A 22,698-nucleotide genomic window follows, 5' to 3' on the forward strand; every position below is an offset into this window, starting at 1 on the left:
AACCAAATAGGTATGGCGTGCTTATACGCTGCCCAAGGAGGATTCAAATGTCATATAAACGTATTTTTGATATCGATGCCTGGAAGATTTCCACAACGGAGCTTCATAAAGAGGACCTGCGCTTGCAGGAGAGCATGACCTCCATAGGTAACGGCTATATGGGAATGCGAGGGAATTTTGAAGAAACATATTCTGGTGATCATCATCAAGGTACTTATATTTCCGGCGTATGGTTTCCGGATAAGACGAAGGTCGGCTGGTGGAAAAATGGCTATCCGCATTATTTCGGCAAAGTAATCAATGCCATGAATTTTATCGGAATCCGTGTCCTTATCAACGGTGCTGAAGTCGATCTGTATAAAGATACAGTGACAGATTTCTATCAGGAGCTCGACATGAAGGAAGGCATTCTTCGTCGTTCATTTACGATCAATGGCCAGGTTCGAATTGAAACGGAGCGCTTCCTCAGCATATCGAAGCTGGAGCTGTGCCTGATCGATTATCGTGTGACCAACCTGACGGATCAAAACATGAATGTTGAGCTGATCCCTTATCTGGATGCAGATACAAAGAATGAGGACGCGAACTACGAGGAAACGTTCTGGGTTGAAGCGGACCGCAAAGTCGGCGAGCCCTATGTTAGCCTTGCAGCCACAACGAAAGAAAATCCATTTGGTGTGGAACGCTTCACCGTCAATTCAACAATGGGCGTTGTCACAGAGAACGTAACTTCCAAGAAGACAGAAGAAGCCGGCCTATTCGCCGCAGTTCATTATGTCTATGACGTTGCTCCAAAGGCAGCAGCAGCGGTTCAGAAATTTGTCGTTGTCACTACTTCCCGTGATATGGCTACAGACCAGCTGATTCCTAATGCTGAAAGCATGATGATGGAAGCCATGAATAAAGGATATGACATGTTGAAAGAGGAGCATATCAATGCTTGGGCTGAGCGCTGGGACAAAGCGGACATCGAAATCTCTGGTGATATCGAAGCTCAGCAAGGAATTCGCTTCAACATCTTCCAGCTCTTCTCCACCTATTATGGTCATGATGAGCGTCTGAATATCGGTCCTAAAGGCTTCACGGGTGAGAAATACGGCGGTGCAACGTACTGGGATACAGAAGCTTATGCAGTACCTATGTACTTGGCGCTTGCAGATAAGCGCGTAACCGAGAACCTGCTTCGTTATCGTCATAATCAGCTTGCAGGTGCTCATCATAATGCACGTCAGCAAGGACTGAAGGGCGCGCTGTATCCAATGGTCACTTTCACAGGGGTAGAGTGTCATAACGAGTGGGAAATTACGTTTGAAGAAATTCATCGTAACGGAGCTATTGCTTATGCAATCTATAATTATACGAACTATACCGGAGACACCAGCTATCTTGTGAATGAAGGCATCGAAGTCCTCGTTGAAATCAGCCGTTTCTGGGCAGATCGGGTTCACTACTCCAAGCGTGCTGGCAAATATATGATTCACGGTGTAACCGGACCTAATGAATATGAGAACAACGTAAACAATAACTGGTACACGAACAAGATCGCAGCTTGGGTCTTGAAATATACAATGGACAGCTTGTCTAAAGTAGCTGAAGCAAGAACACAAGAGCTTGGCTTAACCGAGAGCGAACTGGCGAAATGGTCGGATATCGTAGAGCATATGTACTTCCCGTATGATGAAGAGCTGGGTGTATTTGTACAGCATGACACTTTCCTGGATAAGGATCTGCGTCCGGTATCGTCGCTTGCGAAGGAAGAGCTGCCGCTAAACCAGAAATGGTCTTGGGATAAAATCCTGCGTTCACCGTTCATTAAGCAAGCAGATGTACTCCAAGGCATTTACTTCTTCGGGGATCAGTTCACGATCGAGGAAAAAGAACGCAACTTCAGCTTCTATGAGCCGATGACGGTACACGAATCTTCTCTGTCTCCTTCCATTCATGCTGTGCTTGCTGCCGAACTGAAGATGGAAGAAAAAGCAGTGGAAATGTACAAACGCACAGCGCGTCTTGATCTGGATAACTACAATAACGATACTGAAGACGGTCTGCATATTACATCCATGACAGGCAGCTGGCTTGCGATCGTCCAAGGATTTGCCGGGATGCGCACCTATAACGAAAAACTCAGCTTCTCTCCGTTCCTGCCTAAAGGCTGGACGAAATACAAGTTCCATATTAACTACCGGGATCGTCTGCTGAATATCAGTGTAGAACAGGATGAAGTGAAGATTACATTGGTAACCGGTGAACCACTCACGATGGAATTGTATGGAGAAGAAGTCGAGATTACGAATGAGTCTGCGTTAGTAACAACAATCGCATCTTAAGCGAAGAAACGGGTGAATGTTAACGTGAAAGCAGTTATTTTTGATCTAGATGGCGTGATAACCGATACAGCGGAGTACCACTACCTTGCCTGGAAGAGCCTTGCAGATGAGCTTGGACTTCCTTTCGATAAAGAATATAACGAGAAGCTCAAAGGCGTAAGCCGGATGGAGTCTCTTGAGCTGATCCTTGCACTTGGAGATGCTGAGTACACAGATGAGCAGAAATATCAGCTTGCCGATCAGAAGAATGAGCTGTACAAGGAAATGATCAAGAAAGTAACACCGGCAGATCTTCTGCCCGGCATTGAGAGCCTGCTCAAGGAATTAAAAGAAGCCGGTATTCTTATAGCACTCGCATCTGCGAGCAAGAATGCTCCGTTTATTCTGGATCGGCTTGAAGTGACGCATTACTTCGATCATGTCGTGGACGTAACACAGATTAAGAATGGCAAGCCTGACCCAGAAATTTTCTTGACTGGCGCAGCCGAGCTGGGCGTCCTGCCTTCCGATTGTGTAGGCGTTGAGGATGCAGAAGCTGGCATCGAGTCTATTCTCTCCGCTGGTATGTATGCCGTTGGTGTGGGTACACCTGCTCAGATGCAGAAGGCTGACCTCATAGTATCCTCCACATCAGAGCTTTCATTGGATTTACTGAAGTCCAGTCATACGAATAAAGTTTAACATTGATATGTAATAAGAGCCGCTTCCTTAGTGAAGTGCTCCCTGTTTACTCGACAGGAAGCACTTCATTATAGGAGCGGCTCTTTTCATGGTTTAGCTGTTGCAATTTGTCTATACTTCTTAAGAGCGGCTACAGACACATCGGGCTGAATTCCGGTCATTTTATATATTCGCTGAGCCCAATCCTCTATGTGATGAAGGGGAGATTCCGTGATGAGTTCTTGGTTGCTGCTAATAAAGCTCCTTCCCCCTTCGTACTCCCAATGGACCACTTCATTCTCCATCGGGACTCTCATCTCTACAAGTGCATTACGCAGCAAGGACTGGGAATGCTCTCCTGCAGCATTCAAATCCTGAAGCACAACCGGCGTGAGATCAAAGACCTGGCTGCTCGTCTTGCCATTCGGTCTGACCCAGGTGAAGGATAAGTGATTGCTTCCCTGATTATTAAGCTTTATTCTGCCACCTGTAATAAATCCGCTGAGCGCCTCTCCTCTGTACTCGTCAGGCATAAAGTCCATAAGAATCGGTTCAATCCATTGATCCCCCAAATCACAAAAATACCTCCGGCCTTGCTCGTCCAGCGCACATACCGCTGCATGAGCCTCCTCTGTTCCAAAGCCTTCTCCTATGGCATAAGCCTCAATCCCGGCCTGCTGGAACTCATCAATGAGCCAGATGGCCAGATCAAAGCAATTACCCGAGGTGCCGTATCTCTCACGATGCTCCTTCATAAGTGCTACACTGCGTTGACGGTCGGAGGACTGATCATAATACCATGCCTTGGTCAGCGTTTCCATGGGGAAAGCATCGAATTTATGCCATACTTCAAGAATCTGCTTCGGTGCATTCATCTTCATATTTCCTCCTCATATTCCATCGAATCATTGCAATGCAGGAAACGAACTATCGTATTCCCGATATTGTGGAAGTAAAATCTCATTCGTAAGTGCAAGCGCCTCAGCCCTGTCATTCGCGGGATAAGCAATAACGTATCCATTCTCACCGCTCCATGCACTAGCCCCTTCTTCCTTCTGTTGATTTACCTGGATCGCCCCCTGCTGGAAATCATTTTGCTGATTTAGCAAGCCGTACATGAATGATCCCGCGTGTTGATCGCCAGCCTCATCCCTATACGGATAGTGATACATAATCATCCCGGAGTAATCCAATTCTGATAATTGCAGCGTATACTTTGATTCTTTTGAAATCGGGTTGACCTCGCCCTCAATCTCAATCTCTCCTTCAAAGGTTCTTTTACCAAGGAAGGTCGTATCGATCTCTCCATTTACCTGAACCTGTACTGGCTTCTCAATGGAAGGGCTGCCTAGGCGATACTTCACTCCTTGTACATCCACATGAATCTTCTTAGGGAATAGAGGGTATATCAAATAAACAACAAGAATCAGTACACCGGTGACCCAAATGGCAATGCCAAGTATATGCTTCAAGCTGCTCCCCTCCTTATTCCATAACAGGATATCCCGTAATCTTCTGCCTAAATGTGTCTTACCATAGCTGTCTTGTTCGGATATAGGTCTCGCCTTCATACGGAAACTTCATCATGAACTGAAGATCCTTCACAATATACTCTTTAACAGGCTCAAATTCTTTAATATGAGCGGATAAATTATAAAAATAATTCAATATAAAGGAGCTGACAAAAGTGAAAAATTTCTCTCCCAGCTTCTTAGGTTCTTCGGGTAGATGGCATATCCATTCCACATCTCGAACTTCAACAGCACCAATGTGAGGCATAGTATCATAGAATTCATAATCTTCATGATCATCCTCGATCACACTTGCTTCCAAGACTGGAATGAGCGAGGGGGTTTCTTTTTTTACATCGACCAAGGTACATTTGAAGGTAAATTCATCTTTCCCATAAATGGTCAGATGTGCATAGTTCTCATTAACTCCTTGAGAGACATGAATGGCATGATTCTCTATGTAACGCTGAAAACTGTACTCTCGATTAGGTCCAAAATCAGGGTCAATGTCAGCCGTTGATGGTTTATAAGAATACTTACTCTTTTTCACAAGCTCACTTATACTTCTGATATGATTAGAACTGCTTTCATATACACCACATGCCTGCTTGATCTCCTCGTCTGTCCAGTTTTCCAATTCTAAAATGGCCTCGTAAGCATCTCCTTTCTCTTCAAGTCCAAGAAGACTCGAAAATGCCGGTTCTGTCTTCGTTCCTCCTCTCTTCATGGATACAACTAAGCTTCGAAAGTCTTCGCCAGCAAGCTTCAATACCCGGTCTTCAATGAGCATATGCCTGTAAGCATTCTGTTCAGAGGTAGGAATCGGCTGACCAAAAACTTCAATATCCCAACCCTCTAATCTAAAACCGGCTTTCATCCGTCTAATACCGCTTACGATTTTCTCGGATATTTCAAAGCCTTCGCATTCTCCAAACTGATCTGTCAGCCGCTCTCTAAACTCAGCAAAATCGTAAACCTCGCAAATGATATCCAAATCGCTTCCCTCAATATTGAGTGCAATGGGGACAGTTCCTGTAAGAGTGGGGTCGTAGACTTGCAATATTTCCATGACTTTGAATTGTTTAAGAACTCGGAATGCATCCTGCTGCGCCTCATTCCCATCTATTAAATAACGTATGTCTTTATATAAATGTTTGTTTTCCATGGTGGTTAACCCCTTCAATTTATCTGTACAACAACCGTACCTCACGATCTACACAGCAAAGCCAGCAGCATATGGGGTAAGTTATCGTTGTATATTTAGAGTATACAATTCAATGCCTTTCTTTTCCATGAAGATCAATCATGGAGTGGCCCTGTGTGCGGAGCCCACGAATAAGGAAAAAACCTGCATGGAACGCTCCATACAGGTTTTCTAACAGGTTAATGTATATGATTCAAAATCATTTATCGATTAAAGTTTACTTTCTCTGGACCTTCATTTAATACAATTGAAGTTTCCTGCGGCTTCGTTTCCGCAATTTTACGGCCTTCTTTGAAGGAATACAGAACTGCAGCCTGTTTGCGGACAGCCTCGTATTCATTCTCTGCAGATAAAACGATGAAGCTTGCCGGCTTCCCGGCTTCGATTCCGTATTTATCTTCGATATGAAGTGTTTTTGCACTGTTTGTAGTAATAAGGTCGATCGAATTGACGATCTGATCGTAGCCAAGGAGCTGTGATGCATGGATTCCCATGTGCAGCACTTGCAGCATATTGCCTGTTCCGAGTGGATACCATGGATCAAAAATATCATCATGCCCAAAGCAAATATTAAGACCCGCCTCCTGAAGCTCTTTGACACGCGTCAGTCCTCTTCTCTTCGGATACGTATCAAAACGTCCCTGAAGATGGATGTTCACCAGTGGATTGGAGACAAAGTTCAGTCCGGCCATTTTTAACAATCTGAACAGCTTATACGTATAGGCATCATTGTAGGAACCCATTGCTGTCGTATGACTTGCAGTCGTGCGTGCACCGTATCCGCGCTCATAGGCTTCCTTTGCCACAACCTCTACGAACCGGGACTGCTCATCATCGATCTCATCACAGTGGATATCTACGAGCCGGTCGTATTTCTCGGCAAGATCAAACGCAATCTTCATCGACTCTACGCCATATTCTCTCGTAAATTCGAAATGCGGAATTCCGCCGACCACATCAACGCCCATCTTCAGTGCTTCTTCCATCAGCTCGGCCCCATTCGGGTAGGAGAGAATCCCTTCCTGAGGGAAAGCCACCAGCTGGATATCCACATAAGGTGCCATCTCTTCCTTCACTTCCAGCATCGCTTTGACTGCGGTCAGGCTTGGATCGGTTACATCGACATGAGTACGGACATGCTGAATGCCTTGAGCGATCTGCCATTTGAGCGCTGTCTTGGAGCGTGTCTTCACATCCTCATGCGTCAACGATGCCTTGCGCTCCGACCAGCGCTGAATTCCTTCAAAGAGCGTTCCGCTCAGGTTCCACTCCGGCTCACCTGCTGTCAAGGTCGTGTCGAGATGAATATGCGGCTCGATGAATGGAGGCAGTACAAGTGAACCGCTGACGTCCAGCACCTCATCGTTAGTGCCAGTTACCGGCTCCTGTGTAATTTGTTCAAACTTACCGTCTTTCACAAGGATATGCCACAGGCCCTCTTTACCCCGCAATTTCGCGTTCTGTATGATCATTTGTCATCACCTTTTCTTTAGATACTTTTGTAGAGAATACGGACATGAGTACAATGTACACGACTGCTGTACCAATCAGCGCATTAAGCGGTGTAATACCTGGAGCGAGCTGTGCAAAAGCAACCCCGATTGCCCAAGCGAGCATCGCCAGCCAGTTTACCTTTTTAAAGTTCATGGTGGCATATTCCTTGTACGTTCTGCGTTTGACGAAGAAATAATCTGCAATAATGATGGCACCGATGGATGGAACAGCCGCACCCAGTACATTTAGAAAGCCGACGAAATTGTTGTACATCCACATTGCAAACACCGTGCCGACAATCCCGTTTATAATAACAAAGAACTTCTTGGAAATCTTCGTAATGTTCGCAAAGCCTAAACCCGATGCATACAAAGCATTGTCATTGGTCGTCCAAATATTCAAGCCCAGTACGATAATCGCCGGAATGAGCAGACCCTGCAGGAACATGACTTCTGAAATATCGGCCAGGTTATATGCCATCGCTCCCACAGCGCCGAACAGGAACATTAATGAATTCCCTAGAAAAAATGCAATCACCGTTGCAATGACGGCTTGCTTAGACGTTTTGGCAAATCTGGTAAAGTCCGGAGTCAGTGTCCCCCCGCTGATAAATGATCCGATACAGATCGTCATAGCCGCGGCCACGGACAAGGTTTGTGTTGGTGTGTACTCAAGCAAGCCTTGCAGCCCGCCAAGTGTATCAACGCCCTTTAACATCGAGTAACTGCCGAGGATAGCAATAGCCGGAACTGCAATGTAGCCCAGAATAACTAATGATTTCATACCAAAGATCGCCGTCGCCGTCATCGCCAGACCGAAGATGAAGATGAGTAAATTTACATCCCAGTTCATTGCCTTCGCTACAGGAACAGCAAACATTGCCACGCCTACGCCGAACCAGCCGACCTGTGTAAAGCCAAGCAGGAAGGAAGGCAGATAGGAGCCTTTTTCACCAAAAGAATATTTAGCCAGCAAGTGGGTCGAGAGCCCCGTCTTGGCTGCGATATGTGCGAGTGCGCCCGTGTAAATACCGAGCACCAGATTTCCTGCCAGCACGATCAGCATGAACTCCGTGAAGCTGAGGCCAATGCCCAGCTCTCCGCCCGCCAGCATGCTTGCTGAGAAGAAAGTAAAGCCCAGCATAACAGATAGTGTCTTCCAAAAATGATTTCTCTGCGTTCTCGGTACCGCCTGCAACGAAAACTCTTGATCGTTCTTACTCATCAGAATACCCCCAAATAAAAGTTTCCTGATACCAAAAAGAGCAGAAAAAAGAGGCTAATTGCCGTCGTTACACTGACAATTAGCCTCATTTATACATCATAATCCGCGCGAATATACAGAGCATCTCTAGATAGAATACGCCCTACTTCACGCCGATTACGAAAATCCGCTGTCCTTGCCAGCCTCTCTGGACTGATTTAAAGGTACCAGTATTTAATTACGTCCTATTATTTTAGAAAATCAGTCCTGTGTCAATGTAATTATTATCCATACTTCGAATTTTGCTGAACTCTCCACTCTCAAGCCATCGTTTTAACTGTTCATTCCGATGCTCTAAGAATCGCTTCATATACGACTCAAGTACCCATCGTTCCGCCATTTTTCCCAACACGCCAAAAGGGGCTTCAAATATTAGTACATCCTTCATTTGGGTATACTCGTGATCTATGGATGAGAAATAATGCTGATGTGTCATGCTGCGGAAAGCACCTGATTGCATCTCGTCAGTAAAATATAGCGGACGCTTGTAAGCTGTCACTTCGGAGGTCAATCTTTGCCTGACGCCAAAATGAGTGGCCTCAAAGGTTACTGTCTGTCCAGATTCAATGAAGCCATTAGTCACTCCTGCCACAGCCTGCTCTCTGGTATGCTTCCATACCGTTCTGGGATGAAGGCTGATATTTCTGGCAGCATCAAAACAATGTTCTATTGGTGCCTGGATGATGATGCTCGTTTCCAGTGAAACCATACCGATTCAGCTCCTTCATTTCCTGAAATATAACAAAATATCAAATGACTGAAGCATCGCTTGATGATTAACCGCATGTTTGTACAGAGGCATAGCCGTCGGTTCATACAGGACAATAAGGATAACCAATCCGATCCACAGAAGAGCGTGGGATACACGGATCTTCATCCTTTTGATGAACAACAGATTGCCTGGTATCCACGCCAGCAGTATAAGAACCAGGGAAGCAATTACGAGCATTAGCGGGACATATCCTTCACTTAACCAATAAAGCAAACGGAGCCAATAATACGTAAGTAATGAGAGGATGAAATTGTATAACAACAAAACTATAATCTTGCCGTAAGCGTTCATCCAGGGACTCTCTCCTCCGCCAAGCAATAATACGCTGCATGTGATAACTCTTACTTGTTAAACGTCTTTGGTTAAGCATTTGTTTCCTTCCTACTTGTTCTATTGCTGCTAAATAACTCTTCCAAAATATTATATCCACTCCGAAAATCAACCGGATAATCGTTTTCTCATCATCAGTAATTGCAAATGTCATTTGCATCGAAGATGGATCAAACCTGCCGCTTTCGATCAATCGCTTCATATCCTTATCATTATCAAGGTCTTGTAACCTTTGGATGGTTCTTTTAATAACACTTCGATCTTATCGCCATTCCCATTGTCATGTTCGATCCGTACTCTGGGTTTTACTAAATACACTTTACATTGGATCAAAATAGCACTCTCCTTACGGAAATCGGACCTATTCAAAATATATCATACTTATATGTGGAATATCTTCTAATCTATGGATTTTATGGTTGAAGATACACTGTTGACGTTGCACTTTTATATGTTAGAATCAGAATACAAAGAAAGCATAGTAGTTTACTAGTATTTAATAATAAATGCTATGAGAATAAGGAGAGTGAGCAAGTTGTTACAAATGGTCATTACAGGACTTTTGTGCGGCGCCCTGCTGGGGTTCGTCATGCAGCGCGGCCGGTTCTGTCTGACAGGCGGATTCAGAGATATGTACATTGCCAAAGACAATCGCATGTTCTATGCGCTGCTTATTGCAATTTCTGTACAAAGTATCGGGGTATTCGCATTAATTCAGACAGGTGTCCTTCAATATGATGCTGGGGAATTTTCATGGGTAGCCACCATTCTTGGCTCGTTTATTTTTGGTATCGGCATTATTCTTGCAGGAGGTTGTGCGACAGGCACTTGGTACCGTGCAGGTGAAGGTCTGATCGGCAGCTGGATTGCGCTCTTCGGTTACATGGCTATGGCCGCGATTATGAAATCCGGTCCGCTGTCTCCGGTTAACTCCAGCTTAAATGAGGTTGCCACGACCACGAACTCCATTCCCGCAACGTTTGGTCTGTCGGTATGGCCGTTTATTGTATTACTGGTAGCCGTTACGGTATTCTTGGTAGTGAGACATTTGCGCAAGCCGAAAGTGTTCATTCCAACACTGAAGCCTAAACGCAAGGGTATTGCCCACCTCTTGTTCGAGAAACGCTGGCATCCGTTTGTCACTGCTATTCTGATCGGACTTATTGCCCTGCTTGCATGGCCGCTCAGCGCAGATACAGGAAGAAACTTCGGCTTGGGTGTAACTACACCTTCCGCAAATATCTTGCAGTATCTCGTAACCGGCGATGACGGGTTTATCAACTGGGGAGTCTTCCTCGTTCTAGGTATTTTCCTTGGATCCTTTGCTGCTGCGAAGGCAAGCAAGGAATTCCGCTTCCGCGCTCCGGATGCGAAGACAGCCGTAACCAGCTTCGGCGGCGGACTGCTTATGGGCTTTGGCGCAAGCTGGGCCGGAGGCTGTTCCATCGGTAACGGTCTCGTGATGACGGCAATGATGACATGGCAGGGCTGGATTTCTCTGGTCTTTATGATTCTGGGTACATGGACTGCATCTTATTTTGTATTCATACGTCCACGCAAAAAAGCGAGCGCTGGTGCCGCCGCTTCAACAACTGCAACTGCTTAGGAGGAATTTAACATGCAACAGAAACTACAAGTTCTCGGAATGGTATGCCCATTTCCACTAATTGAGGCAAAAGAAGCGATCAAAACATTAAATAGCGGCGACGAGCTCGTCATTGATTTTGATTGTACACAAGCGACAGAGAGCATTCCGCGCTGGGCTGCTGAAGATGGACACACCATCTCCAACTACGAGCAGCTGGACGATGCCTCTTGGACCATCACTGTGAAGAAGAAATAAGCTAAAGCTTATATGAAAAGCGATCCTTTCAGGCTAACTGATCAGGATCGCTTTTTTTTGAGTAAACAAGAGTTTGATTTCATTAGAATTTAATTATTACTTCTGTCTCCATAATCCCCACGATCATTGTGTTTATTCAGATAGATATCTAATGCTTTGATTCCACGGCGAGCAAGCTTGATAAATAATATGAGACAGTATATTCCAAGTGCAAGTGTACCTAAGTATATTAACAAACCAAAAAATCCAAACGCTGAGGCTGTTTGCATTCGATATCATCTCACTTTCATTCATTTTGTTTGTCTATGGGTGCTCAGATCCTAATTCTGAAGATGCCGGTTTCCCTTAAAAAATCATTTCTCGTGACGTCTGGCTCCCCAAGAAATTGCCGATAGCTATTAATGGTCCCATCATGGCTGACACAATATACTGTTCTCTTAAAGCTGCTGATCCACCTTATAAACTTGTCTGCCTGATTTTCAAATTGCTCAGTGGAGATGGTATTAATTCCTTCCTTCCAGAGCGCCTGCTCGGACGACAAAACTGTAAACTCAGGATAGTAAGTGGATAGCTCATCCAAAGTGTATATCTTATCGCAGCCAAGGGGCTCCCACTCTGGATTTTGCGGAAACATTCTTGGCCCGAGAAGCGGCGTAACATATTTCTGTATAGAGATGTCCTTACTCCATATATTTACCGTTTCTATGGTTCTTCTTGTAGGACTTGCTACGACGACATCTTCGGAACTAAGCGGGTACAGAGTGCCCATTTGTTCTGCCTGCTGAATCCCGCTCTCTGTCAAAGCAGGCTGCATCATATGCAGCTGGTTGGGCCAATCCGAGGTATGTTCCCCTTCAGCATGTCTAATAAACACGAGCTCCATGTGAGATCACTCCTGTTCACGGAATCTATCTCAATCATCCAATTCTTGACTGTCGCTCAGCAGCTGATCATAAATGACCTTGCCGATTCTTTGAACCACGGGATTACCGATACGCTGAGCTTCCTCATATATTTCCGTTGTCATAACCTCTGTCATCACCGCCACGGCAAGCTCTCTGCCTGGTATCAAGAAGTACCCTGTATCATGTGTAACATTGCCCGCTTCTCCTGTCTTATGTGCGATCAGCATGTCACCAAGCACAGCGCCAAATTTCGTATTCACCTCTTGCTTGGACATCCATATAAGCAGCAGCCGGCGAGAATATTCCGAGAGAAGCTCCCCTTGATATACAAGTTTAAGAAGACGCGTGAGCTCTTGAGCATTTGCATAATTGTCCAATTCAGGAGAATGAACAGGCGCAAACATTTTGCGTCCCAGCTGCGTCCGGTGTATCCCAAGTCCTTCTAGCAAAGCTCTTACCCGCTCAAAACCAACAACATCAATTAGGACATTCGTTGCCGTATTATCTGACTGTGCGATCATGAGTCTTGCCAGCCTTCCTATGGTAGCTCTCAAAGGCATAACTTCCTGCTGAAGCGAGCCCGAGCCTCCCACTACATCCTCACTTCTCACGACAGTCTGATCTTCAAGACAAATCTCACCCCGATCAACCATTTGCAATAGCGCACAGGCAATTGCCAGCTTGATCGTGCTTGCTGATTTGTACTGCTCTTCTGATCCGATCAAGAAGCCTACATTTCCTGCATTAACGCTTAGATCAACCACACTGACCGTCACACGTATGCCACCTTGATGGGCTTGTTCTATCATCGGATGAAGCTGTTTCATGATGTGATGAAGCGAGTCTGCACATAAGTCCTCTGAGGAAGATTTCAGCATTAGGAACAGCTCCTTTACATGATAAAGTTTCAGCAGCTTCCAATATGTTAACATCGACCAAGATATGATTACCATATTTTATTCAAAAAGGGATAGGCTCCCTCCACTCTCTATTCACATGTTATTCTCACAACCCTTCGTTCAACTGCACAAAATAAGCTATACTTCTGATTAGATAGACTAGATAGGCATGAAGCTGAGAAGCTATACACTAGAAAGGGAAGAAAATGTATCAATTATCCGAGGCATTAGCACAAGATATTGTAGACCGCATGATGAAGGACATTCCGTATAATATCAATATTATGAATGACAAAGGCATTATTATTGGCAGCGGCCATCCCAGCCGAATTGGCACAGAGCATCGCGGAGCCATCAAAGCGCTTGAAAGCGGGGAAATGGTGGAGGTATGGGAGGATCAGCGTTATGAAAAAAAGGGAACGAATGAGCCCATCGTTATTAATCAAGTCCGCGTAGGCGTTATCGGCATCTCGGGCAGCCCGGAGGAAGTACGCCCCTTCTGCAGCATTGTAAGAACAACCGTCGTGCTGCTGATTGAGCAAGGGATGGCACTAGAATCGATGCAAAATGAAGCTAATCGAAAAAAGGCATTTCTAGAGGTACTGCTGCACCATCAAGGGATCTACTCGCAGAAGCTGCAGAAAAAAGCGCTCGCCTACAACATTGACCTGCTGCTGCCGACAACCATCCTATATATTGATCATGCGGGGATGAATGCTGATATTTCCAATATTCTCCTTATGTATCCTTCCTTTATCATTGAGGAAGATATATGCATCATTCTTGTTCAGGATGTGAAAGAGATTAAGAAAGTAATCAAGCAGCTGCTGCAAAGCCAGCCTATTCTTAAGATCAGTGTCTCACGGCATGAAGCCCATATAGCAGACAGTTATCATCAAGCCAAATCCGCAATGAAGGCAGCCCATGCCCTGCATCTTCCCGAACGGATCATTCTGTATGATCAGATCGAGTTCTTGGTGAAATTAAGCGAGACTGAGCTTAGCGGCTCCGAGCATCTCATAACCAAATTGGAGGACAAGGAATCCGTAGATCTGCTCGATACCCTAAGAGTATATATCAATAACAACTGCAGTGTATCCGACACTTCCGCAGAGCTTACGATTCACCGAAACACGCTGCAATACCGACTGAAGAGAATCCACGATCTTACGGGCAAGGACCCGAGAAATACGTTTGATTTGTTTGAGCTGACTCATGGACTGCTCGCGCTGTATAAATAAACAAGGCACTGCCCCAGCTAACATATCAAAAAAAGCACACACCGCGTTTTTTTACACTGTGTGTGCTTCTCTTTATTCTCTATTTTCCTTCTCGTACTCTCTAACTGCTCCTAATTAATCTCTCTCTACTTTACTCTGTTTATCTATCCTATCCTTACTCTGCATATCACTCTGGCTTGGTGCTAAGCCAGCTTCAAGATCCGGCCAATGTTCTCACAGGTTCTCTCCACGTTCTTGGGTCCATCAGCTAACAGCTTCTCGATATCTGAAGCACCTGGCACGATGCCAAAGATCGCATCAATTCCTTCTTCGTATAACACTTCAACACCTTCACCAATATATCCAGCCAGTGCAATAACTTTCTTGCCCTCCAGCTTGGCTGCTTTCGCAACACCATAAGGCGTCTTGCCAAATTGGGTCTGGAAGTCCATACCGCCTTCCCCGGTGAGACAATAATCCGCAGATGCCAGCTTGCTGCGAAGTCCGGTGTACTCAATGACGATGTCGATTCCACGCTGCAGCGTCGCCTGTGTAAAGATAAGCAAGCCTGCGCCAAGTCCTCCTGCAGCACCTGCTCCAGGAATGTCACGCACGTCTTTGCCAAGCTGTTCCTTAACTACCGCTGCATAATTTGCAAGATTAGCATCCAGCGTGGGCACCATCTCTGGAGTTGCTCCTTTTTGCGGTCCAAAGACATGCGAGGCTCCCGTTTCTCCACACAGTGGATTCGTAACATCACAAGCAACGATGATTTCTACATCTGCAAGGCGTGCATCCAGTTCACTCATATCGATCGTGGCAAGTTTACCGAGACTCCCGCCGCCGCGCGGCAGCGTGTGTCCTTCCTCATCCAGAAACTTCACACCAAGCGCTTCTGCCATACCCGCACCGCCATCGTTTGTTGCACTGCCGCCAATACCAATAATGATCTTCTTGATACCTTGATCAAGACATTCCTTAATCAGTTCACCTGTGCCATAGGTAGTTGTAATCAGAGGATTTTTCGTTTCCTTCGTTACCAGATGAATCCCGCTTGCGGAGGCCATCTCAATCGCAGCCGTCACGCCATCTCCCATAATTCCGTACTTTGCGGTAACGGTCTCACCTAACGGTCCTGCGACCTTTTTTTCCACCATTCTACCGCCTGTTGCGTCAACGAGAGATTGAACGGTTCCTTCTCCGCCATCTGCCATAGGAACATGTACATAATTCGCTTCTGGAAATGCTTTGCGCAAGCCTGCCTCCATTGCTACACAGACTTCCTTTGCCGTCATGCTTTCTTTGAAAGAATCGGGTGCCAGCAAAAATGTCGGTTGTTGCATCCTCTCACCTCATAAGTTCATATTTTTTATTCTCATAAAAGTGAATTTAATTTCTTAGCTGCTCTTATAATAAAAATCCGTAGAGCAATGTAGCTACAATTGCCATCGTACCGCCGACAATCGCTTCATATGGCACAAGTCCCATACGCTGCTTAATCGTCATGTTCATACTTCCTGCGGTCACGTGGAAATAGTTACCTTGCGGCAAGGAGTCAATAACTGTCGCACCTGTGTGAACCATTGCCGCCGCTGCAAGAGGTGCAGTACCCATATTCAGGATGGCTTCACCAAATGATCCGGTTGCTAGGATAACACCTGTTGAAGTTGAAGCGGTTGCTGCGGCCATCAGAATACCTGCAATCGGTGCAAGGAAAGTACCTGAAATACCGGAAGCTTCGATAATACCTACGACCTGGATGGATAGATCCGAATTTGAGATAAGTCCTGCAATTCCACCTGCACCGAGCAGGATGAGAACCGTTGCGGTCATTTTATTAAGTCCGGATGCGGAGTAGTCCAGGATTTTGTTTGCTTTTCCCATCGCCAGCATCCCGATAATCCCTGCGATCGGCAGGATATACATTGCGTCTACTTTAAAGCTGGCAAGCAAATCGATGCCCAGGATAGAACCAATTGGGTTGATCATGAGCAACACGACAGCGACGAGCGGTGCCACAACGGCTGTTTTGAGCGGCGGGTATTTGGAAGTATCGACCTCATCATCATTTACCGCTTCTTCAGCCGATACCATCACACCTTTATTTTTGAGCATGGATGCTACAATTACCGTTACAGCGAGTCCGAACAGAGCAGGAATGAAGCCTGCGATCATTACTTGACTCAAATCGAGATTAAATCCGTTTGCCGCTGCAATCGTATTCGGGTTAGGTGAAATAATATTCCCTGCCTTACCCCCGCCTGAGAGGGCAAGCAATAGAGCAATCTTCGAAATGCCCATTTTGTTACCCACGGACAGAGCAATCGGTGCGACGATCAGTACTGCGACGGGAATAAATACACCTACGGCAGTAATAATCATCGTGGCAAGTGCAAGGGCGAGAATCGCTTTGCCGCCGCCAAATTTCTTCACAATCGCCTGAGCAATTGTTTCGGCTGCACCTGACTCCATCATTACGCCGGCCAGAACCCCTGCGGCGAGCACTCTCAGAACCGTACCCATGACACTTTGTGTTCCACTGACCAGTACATCTATGGTCTCCTGCAGATTGGCTCCGCCAATCAATGCTCCAATAATTGCACCCAAAAATAATGCATACACCGGATTCAGCTTTCTCAAGATGAGGATGATCGCAATGGCAAGCCCGACGAGCGCCCCGATCCAACTGATGGTTAATCCGTCCATCTTTGTATGCCCCCTTATGTTTATTTATGAATTCGCTTTCTTTTTGAATACGCTTTCAGTATAAGATGAATTGGTGGTAAGAGATATTGATAAACGGACGATTTTTATTGTGCATTTGCACAATACTACTTCATTTTAATTACAAAAGAAAAACGGAGCTCTGCGCTCCGCTTTGATCATTCTCCTATGAGTATATTCTTATCCTTACCAGTCAACCAGTTTTCTTCCCTGTAGATCTCTTTCTCTATGTATTCCTTAGTTCTGCGGTCTAGGTATTATTCCATTCAACTTCCTTCATTTTGAGGTCTCATAGATCTCCTTCTAATACGAATTCGGTTAGACCTGTTTGACTTCTTGTTTCATGCAGCTCACCCTGCTCAGGACCAAAGTGATATATTTTCAAAAGGCAAAGCACCTCTCCCTCAGTTCCGAAGGAACTGTTTAAAGAAAGATGTATTTCTGTAGGGCTAATGTTCGAGGGTCACTGTTTACTGTGTCTAATTAGATGTTAGGAAGGTTTATGTGAATGTTAACGTAATGGATGGCAATCTGCCTAAATGAGGTTTAGATACCCGCTTCCTTCATCCGCTGGAGAATTCCAACAATGCGAAGTCCTTCCACATCACTGACCGTAATTCCATACTTCTCCTGAATCCGGGTAATCTTTTTGAGAAGCGAAAATTTTGAGTCACAAAAATCAAACAGGGATGCATCGTCTGAAATGAACATGCCGTAATACTCCAGCCCAAAGATTTCTTTGAAAAAGATAATCCCTTCGGGCTCCAGCTCATTAATCTGATCTACGCTTGCATATACGATGCCCGCCTTGCTTCCCGGCCGAGGAAGCTCTCCGCCCCGCTCCAAATAGGCTTCAAAATTTCTCTGCAGATTTGAGCAGGCCGCCTCCCTCGTGTCTCCTTCGCCTCGCATCCAGTACCAATTGAGTACTCTGGCCTCCCAAGGATACTTTTTAGAATAGGAGTCTGACTCAGGTTGAATTTCTTGATTTATAATTTCAATCGGATAGTCACGAAGAGACCAATTTGACTTAAAGAAGGAAGCCGCCATCTTATATGCTGTTTTCCATGATTCTGTCAGTAATTGTTGTTTCATCGTTCATAACTCCCTCATTTATATGCTTGGGTGATATTATCCTCTATTATAACAAGCTCATACCTAATCTTCGAATGTTTGGGCATGAAGATGAAGCTTGTATATCTATTAGACAAAAAACCATCACAATTAACGAGGAATTTCGAACTTTTTCTTATGCCGGATTGCTCGCCGCAGGAAGCTTTATCCCGAGTTCTCGCAAACGCTCCTCCGTAGTTTGTTGTTTTGACATATAGACAACCAGCTCCTCGATAAGATAGATGCTTCTTAGACTGCTTCTTTCGTTCGATTGGATTCCCATATTATAACTTGATTGAATTAAATCTTCACCCCATATCTCAGCTTATATGCCAGTCAACCGTCAGCTAAAGCTGCTATTTCTGATACAATGAAAATCAATGTGTATGTGAATTATTTGAAATGAACGGAGGAGTATCATGTCCCATTCCGAAACTAAACCTGTCAAAATCGCCAAACCCAAGCTTCCCAAGCAGCTCTCGTCCGTTAAACTGGCTAATTCCACGATTCTTGATCGCGCTGAATATGGCCAGGCCTTGTGTCAGGATGAAGAGATCATGGATGTCATAGCCGAGAAAGTAACCTTTGATCAGATGGTATTTGAGAACATCACCTTCAGCAGTACCTCTCTTCTGCATGCAGAATTAACAGATGTCGTCTTCAAGAACTGTGATTTATCCAATATCAACTTCAGTGATTCCGTCCTGCATCGGGTTCAGTTTACGCATTGCAAAATTATCGGGATCGACCTTACCGCTGCAACGATGCGGAATGTGTCTTTTCAAGCGTGTGCCGGAGATTATGCAACGTTTCGTTTTGCCAACATGAAAAATATCTCTTTTCAGAAATGCTCACTCATCAAGTCGGATTTTTATCATTCGGAATTTGCCAGCATTGAGCTGATCGGCTGCATGATTGACGGTACACAGTTCACCGGTGCGAAGCTAAAAGGCATCGATCTTAGCCAAACTGAATTTTTCAACCTCGGTGTGACGATGGAGGATTTGCAGGGCTGCATTATTGCACCGGCACAGGCACTTCTGTTCTCCAAAATATTTGGTCTGGTCATCAAGGAGTAATTCATCACACAGAAAAAATAATTTAAACGGTTTTTTATTCCTGTCAGAAATAGATCAATGTTATATTATTACAATCTTGGTTTTTTGCGTTTGCAAAGTAAAAGGAGTTATCAATATGATTGAAGCAATTGGAAAATACAACACGGCCAAAATTTTTACGGATACGATCGATGAAACGGCATATGCTCAAGTGCTTGAGCTGTGCAATCAGAAGGCATTTGAAGGTGTCCAGATCCGCATCATGCCCGATACCCATGCAGGAAAAGGCTGCGTGATCGGATATACCGCAGAGCTTGCGGGCCGCGTCGTCCCCAACCTCATCGGTGTGGATATCGGCTGCGGAATGGAAGTTACTTATCTCGGAACGATGGATATAAATTTCGAAGAGCTGGATCACTTTATACGTCATCAAGTGCCGCATGGCCATTCCATTCACCAAAAAGTCGCCCACCCTATTCATAAGCTCGTGCTGGAGCAAAAAATTGAGCACATCTCCAGTAAAACAGGTACGATTTACGAGAAGCATCTGCGAAGTGTGGGAAGTCTGGGCGGAGGCAATCATTTTATTGAAATTAATGAGGATTCGGCAGGCAACAAAATCTTGGTAATCCATTCCGGAAGCCGCAATCTTGGACTTCAGGTGGCCAAATATCATCAGAAAAAAGCCGAGCTCTACTGTACAGACCGCATCAAGGACCTGACACATCTGCAAAACGAGGAGATCGGTCTACTCAGAAAATCAGGCAATCTCGAGGCGATCCCTGCCGTTATTGATCAATATAAAGCGCTGATGGAAGTGTACCAGGTTCCCAAACCGCTCATGTTTCTAGAAGGAGCCGGGGCCGATGAGTATTTAGCAGACATGTATGCAGCGCAGGAATTCGCCCTCTTAAACCGGCAAGGGATGTCCAGAGCCATCTCGGAGTTCTTGAATTTGAACTATAGTAAACTAGAGAAATTTACGACTATCCATAACTATATTAATCCAGAGGACAAAATTATTCGCAAAGGGGCTATCTCTGCCAAAGCAGGTGAGAAGGTCATCATCCCTATTAATATGCGTGATGGCTCCATTATCGCCATTGGCAAAGGCAATCCAGACTGGAATCATTCAGCCCCGCATGGAGCAGGACGACTGATGAGCCGTTCCAGAGCCAAGGATATTTTGCATATGAACGATTTCAAGGACACCATGCGCGGGGTATGGACCTCATCCGTAAGCACCGCAACTCTCGATGAAGCGCCCATGGCCTACAAGCCTATGGAAGAGATTCTAGAGAATACAGCAGATGCATTGGAGATTGTAGAGATTATTAAGCCGCTGTACAATTTCAAAGCGAGTAATTAATTTGAAGAGAAGCACACAATTACCTTTCGAGGTAATAGAGTGCTTCTTTTTTATGGTTATCTATTCATTTCAGCTACTAATCGTGGATGGAACTGCCCCTTCTATATGTTAATTCTATCAATCTATGCATTCTAATGATATTACACATTCCTTATTTGCTAGAGTTGCATATGTTGCATAGTAAGGAAGGGTTATATATGAAAAAAGAAGCTTATGTATCTCAAACTTATCCGCGCTTACCTTATTTAGTGAGGATTTCTACACAGCTCTGATGAAGCTATCTGCGTGTAAATCCTTTGCCAACAACGGTTTCATTATCCAAGTCAACATAAACTACGAGATCTCCCATAGTATCCGTGCCGGTATGATTAAAAGTTACAGCATACACGTGGTCATGGCCTGCGTTACTATACATATAGGACTCGTTCTCCTCGTTAACGCTTACTTTCTCTACGATGGAATCTTTCGGACTGACAGGTATTAAATCTTGCTCTTCATCTGTAAGGCTGCTGTATGCCACCATTTCGAGCGATGTTTTTTCATTAGATGAAATCAAATTACAACCTGCTAAGGTGAATAATATCACCATTAACACCGGAATGAATATAAACTTTTTCAATATCAGCACTCTCCTTTGACTTCGTCAAAAGCCGTCCTTCATCCATGGACTCTCGCTAAATATAGTCACGTTGATGAAGGAGCTTAAGATAGGCTTCGTAATTGTCGTTACCTAAATGGCATTCGGCTTCATGGACACCTCTTAGTATGTATAATTCCTGCTGCAGCTGCTGGCTCATCCCCTGAAGTGTAAACCCAGAAATGTACTGTCTATCTGCACTTTCTATAATGATCCGAAGCAGTCTGCCCTGCCTTATCTTTCTCCACAGCCGTTCTGCACCTGTCAGGGAATCCTCATCGGATGAATCCATTTTATGTGCGATCTGCATTTCCTTTATCATCTCTTGCTCCTGAGAAGTAAATATGGACGAAAGCAGCTGACTGTTATTCACATGATAGATTTTTACGATATGATCGTACTGGATTAGAGGGTCATTTTTTAAATCCGTCTTTTCTAGTGGATTCACTACAACAACACCAAATTTGGTTTTCAATCGTGTGTCCGCTTCATGAATGGTGTATCTGGATGGTAAATTGGATGCCTTAAATCGTTCGTGCAGCTCGCTTACTTGAATATCCAAATAAAGTGCCCCCTTTAGTTTTCTTATTTCCTCAAGTATCGAGAATAGTAACTTTAATCCCGGTTCAATAACTTCAGATTATTCACGATATAATGAATGCCGGACAGAAGCGTCACCAGCGAGGCAATCAACATCATGATCTGATCAAGTACACATACTACCGTATTCATATCGAAGGCGGAAGATTCCTGGCTCAGCACTTTAATAGCTCATTAATTGTCTCAATCCACTGTCCGTCCGAATCTGCCAATATAGTCTCCCATCCCTTCTCTCTTGCAGGAATCAAATTACGCTCTTGATCATCAACAAAATAGATCTCTACAAATTGTTCCAGCCTGTCGTGCAAATTGTTGTAAATAGAAGCATCCGGTTTGCACATGCCAACCTCGCTCGAAATGGTACAGGATGTAATATAGGGCATAGGCGGTGCCAATACTGGAGTTAACCATTCATGTCTGTGATTACTTAATATATGTATGTTAGCTTTTTCAGACCATTTCGCTACCCATTCCGCAGCAGGCAAAAGCCTCAAATGCGCTTGTACTATCCTCCTCATTAACTCATCACTTTGGTTTAATTGTTTGCTCTGCCTTCTTACCCACACGTAGAATTCCGCTTCCGAAACACGACCAGACCATAACGACTCCCTAAGCTCTTGTTTGAATCTGCGGACTATACTTTCGCCAGAGACTAGATCTGTTAACGTCAGTTCACTCCAGTAGCCAGGCGACAAATTAGCCGTTATGACACCACCGGCATCAAGCACAAGCTGCGGTTTAAGATCCATATGGATGACATCCTCTA

24 protein-coding genes are annotated in these 22,698 nt (G+C 44.9%); 8 read left to right on the forward strand and 16 right to left on the reverse strand.

All coding sequences use genetic code 11. The features are described 5' to 3' along the window. Positions 1 to 47 precede the first annotated feature (47 nt). Complete coding sequence (locus ACFQ3J_RS12600) at positions 48 to 2,330, forward strand: glycoside hydrolase family 65 protein (RefSeq protein ID WP_251581930.1); 2,283 nt, start codon at positions 48 to 50, stop codon at positions 2,328 to 2,330. Positions 2,331 to 2,354: 24 nt separating this feature from the next. Continuing rightward, the gene (gene pgmB / locus ACFQ3J_RS12605) at positions 2,355 to 3,011 is read left to right on the forward strand and encodes a beta-phosphoglucomutase (protein WP_091154209.1); all 657 of its coding nucleotides are present in this window, start codon (positions 2,355 to 2,357) and stop codon (positions 3,009 to 3,011) included. 86 nt (positions 3,012 to 3,097) lie between these two features. On the opposite strand, the gene ACFQ3J_RS12610 is transcribed toward pgmB, so the two are convergent. The 6 genes from ACFQ3J_RS12610 to ACFQ3J_RS12635 all read right to left on the reverse strand — a co-directional run bounded on the left by ACFQ3J_RS12610 (position 3,098) and on the right by ACFQ3J_RS12635 (position 9,171). After that, complete coding sequence (locus tag ACFQ3J_RS12610; RefSeq protein ID WP_251581931.1) at positions 3,098 to 3,865, reverse strand: hypothetical protein; 768 nt, start codon at positions 3,863 to 3,865, stop codon at positions 3,098 to 3,100. Between the two features lie 30 nt (positions 3,866 to 3,895). Beyond that, entirely contained in the window at positions 3,896 to 4,462 is a 567-nt protein-coding gene (locus tag ACFQ3J_RS12615; RefSeq protein ID WP_251581932.1) for a hypothetical protein, read from the reverse strand. Positions 4,463 to 4,520: 58 nt separating this feature from the next. Next, positions 4,521 to 5,666 (reverse strand): DUF4269 domain-containing protein, encoded by a 1,146-nt coding sequence (locus ACFQ3J_RS12620; RefSeq protein ID WP_251581933.1) that lies wholly within the window; start codon positions 5,664 to 5,666, stop codon positions 4,521 to 4,523. A 242-nt stretch (positions 5,667 to 5,908) separates the two neighbouring features. Beyond that, entirely contained in the window at positions 5,909 to 7,177 is a 1,269-nt protein-coding gene (locus tag ACFQ3J_RS12625; protein WP_091154198.1) for a cytosine deaminase, read from the reverse strand. Continuing rightward, positions 7,146 to 8,423: a cytosine permease gene (codB, locus tag ACFQ3J_RS12630; RefSeq protein ID WP_091154196.1), complete on the reverse strand. Its 1,278-nt coding sequence runs from the start codon at positions 8,421 to 8,423 to the stop codon at positions 7,146 to 7,148. Before codB ends, ACFQ3J_RS12625 begins: the two co-directional genes overlap by 32 nt. 232 nt (positions 8,424 to 8,655) lie before the next feature. Then, positions 8,656 to 9,171 (reverse strand): SRPBCC family protein, encoded by a 516-nt coding sequence (locus ACFQ3J_RS12635; protein WP_251581934.1) that lies wholly within the window; start codon positions 9,169 to 9,171, stop codon positions 8,656 to 8,658. A gap of 63 nt (positions 9,172 to 9,234) precedes the next feature. On the opposite strand from ACFQ3J_RS12635, the gene ACFQ3J_RS12640 reads away from it, so the two are divergent. Then, the gene (locus tag ACFQ3J_RS12640; RefSeq protein WP_251581935.1) at positions 9,235 to 9,414 is read left to right on the forward strand and encodes a hypothetical protein; all 180 of its coding nucleotides are present in this window, start codon (positions 9,235 to 9,237) and stop codon (positions 9,412 to 9,414) included. A gap of 13 nt (positions 9,415 to 9,427) precedes the next feature. Here ACFQ3J_RS12640 and ACFQ3J_RS12645 read toward each other — a convergent pair whose 3' ends face one another. Then, the gene (locus tag ACFQ3J_RS12645; protein WP_251581936.1) at positions 9,428 to 9,757 is read right to left on the reverse strand and encodes a hypothetical protein; all 330 of its coding nucleotides are present in this window, start codon (positions 9,755 to 9,757) and stop codon (positions 9,428 to 9,430) included. A 351-nt stretch (positions 9,758 to 10,108) separates the two neighbouring features. On the opposite strand from ACFQ3J_RS12645, the gene ACFQ3J_RS12650 reads away from it, so the two are divergent. Then, the gene (locus tag ACFQ3J_RS12650) at positions 10,109 to 11,170 is read left to right on the forward strand and encodes a YeeE/YedE family protein (RefSeq protein ID WP_091159006.1); all 1,062 of its coding nucleotides are present in this window, start codon (positions 10,109 to 10,111) and stop codon (positions 11,168 to 11,170) included. A gap of 12 nt (positions 11,171 to 11,182) precedes the next feature. Further along, positions 11,183 to 11,407 (forward strand): sulfurtransferase TusA family protein, encoded by a 225-nt coding sequence (locus ACFQ3J_RS12655; protein WP_091154190.1) that lies wholly within the window; start codon positions 11,183 to 11,185, stop codon positions 11,405 to 11,407. Between the two features lie 313 nt (positions 11,408 to 11,720). On the opposite strand, the gene ACFQ3J_RS12660 is transcribed toward ACFQ3J_RS12655, so the two are convergent. After that, the gene (locus ACFQ3J_RS12660) at positions 11,721 to 12,290 is read right to left on the reverse strand and encodes a histidine phosphatase family protein (protein ID WP_251581937.1); all 570 of its coding nucleotides are present in this window, start codon (positions 12,288 to 12,290) and stop codon (positions 11,721 to 11,723) included. 30 nt (positions 12,291 to 12,320) lie between these two features. Beyond that, positions 12,321 to 13,190 carry a serine hydrolase gene (locus tag ACFQ3J_RS12665; RefSeq protein WP_251581939.1) on the reverse strand — a complete coding sequence of 290 codons (870 nt, stop codon included), beginning with the start codon at positions 13,188 to 13,190 and terminating at the stop codon, positions 12,321 to 12,323. A 227-nt stretch (positions 13,191 to 13,417) separates the two neighbouring features. Between ACFQ3J_RS12665 and ACFQ3J_RS12670 the strand changes: the two genes are divergently transcribed. Beyond that, positions 13,418 to 14,452 carry a CdaR family transcriptional regulator gene (locus ACFQ3J_RS12670; protein WP_251581941.1) on the forward strand — a complete coding sequence of 345 codons (1,035 nt, stop codon included), beginning with the start codon at positions 13,418 to 13,420 and terminating at the stop codon, positions 14,450 to 14,452. 182 nt (positions 14,453 to 14,634) lie between these two features. Here ACFQ3J_RS12670 and ACFQ3J_RS12675 read toward each other — a convergent pair whose 3' ends face one another. The 3 genes from ACFQ3J_RS12675 to ACFQ3J_RS12685 all read right to left on the reverse strand — a co-directional run bounded on the left by ACFQ3J_RS12675 (position 14,635) and on the right by ACFQ3J_RS12685 (position 18,250). Then, positions 14,635 to 15,774, reverse strand: a complete 1,140-nt coding sequence (locus ACFQ3J_RS12675) for a glycerate kinase family protein (protein ID WP_251581943.1) — start codon at positions 15,772 to 15,774, stop codon at positions 14,635 to 14,637. A 64-nt stretch (positions 15,775 to 15,838) separates the two neighbouring features. Then, on the reverse strand, positions 15,839 to 17,137 hold the full coding sequence (locus tag ACFQ3J_RS12680) for a GntP family permease (RefSeq protein WP_251581944.1): 1,299 nt from the start codon (positions 17,135 to 17,137) through the stop codon (positions 15,839 to 15,841). 564 nt (positions 17,138 to 17,701) lie between these two features. Next, entirely contained in the window at positions 17,702 to 18,250 is a 549-nt protein-coding gene (locus ACFQ3J_RS12685; RefSeq protein ID WP_251581945.1) for a hypothetical protein, read from the reverse strand. Positions 18,251 to 18,687: 437 nt separating this feature from the next. Between ACFQ3J_RS12685 and ACFQ3J_RS12690 the strand changes: the two genes are divergently transcribed. Beyond that, positions 18,688 to 19,347: a pentapeptide repeat-containing protein gene (locus ACFQ3J_RS12690; RefSeq protein ID WP_251581946.1), complete on the forward strand. Its 660-nt coding sequence runs from the start codon at positions 18,688 to 18,690 to the stop codon at positions 19,345 to 19,347. 115 nt (positions 19,348 to 19,462) lie between these two features. Further along, positions 19,463 to 20,695 carry an RtcB family protein gene (locus ACFQ3J_RS12695; protein ID WP_251581947.1) on the forward strand — a complete coding sequence of 411 codons (1,233 nt, stop codon included), beginning with the start codon at positions 19,463 to 19,465 and terminating at the stop codon, positions 20,693 to 20,695. A 277-nt stretch (positions 20,696 to 20,972) separates the two neighbouring features. Here ACFQ3J_RS12695 and ACFQ3J_RS12700 read toward each other — a convergent pair whose 3' ends face one another. From ACFQ3J_RS12700 to ACFQ3J_RS12715, 4 genes are read right to left on the reverse strand one after another with little or no spacing between them, the layout of a single operon-like run. Further along, the gene (locus tag ACFQ3J_RS12700; protein ID WP_251581948.1) at positions 20,973 to 21,314 is read right to left on the reverse strand and encodes an LptM family lipoprotein; all 342 of its coding nucleotides are present in this window, start codon (positions 21,312 to 21,314) and stop codon (positions 20,973 to 20,975) included. Positions 21,315 to 21,369: 55 nt separating this feature from the next. Beyond that, positions 21,370 to 21,894 (reverse strand): hypothetical protein, encoded by a 525-nt coding sequence (locus ACFQ3J_RS12705; protein ID WP_251581949.1) that lies wholly within the window; start codon positions 21,892 to 21,894, stop codon positions 21,370 to 21,372. 53 nt (positions 21,895 to 21,947) lie between these two features. Beyond that, complete coding sequence (locus tag ACFQ3J_RS12710) at positions 21,948 to 22,094, reverse strand: hypothetical protein (protein ID WP_170862344.1); 147 nt, start codon at positions 22,092 to 22,094, stop codon at positions 21,948 to 21,950. Next, positions 22,088 to 22,681: an HAD-IA family hydrolase gene (locus ACFQ3J_RS12715; RefSeq protein WP_251581951.1), complete on the reverse strand. Its 594-nt coding sequence runs from the start codon at positions 22,679 to 22,681 to the stop codon at positions 22,088 to 22,090. The genes ACFQ3J_RS12710 and ACFQ3J_RS12715 overlap by 7 nt, the downstream gene beginning before the upstream one ends. Positions 22,682 to 22,698 lie beyond the last annotated feature (17 nt).

Origin of the sequence: Paenibacillus provencensis (assembly GCF_042678545.1) — a bacterium.
Lineage (GTDB): Bacteria > Bacillota > Bacilli > Paenibacillales > Paenibacillaceae > Paenibacillus > Paenibacillus provencensis.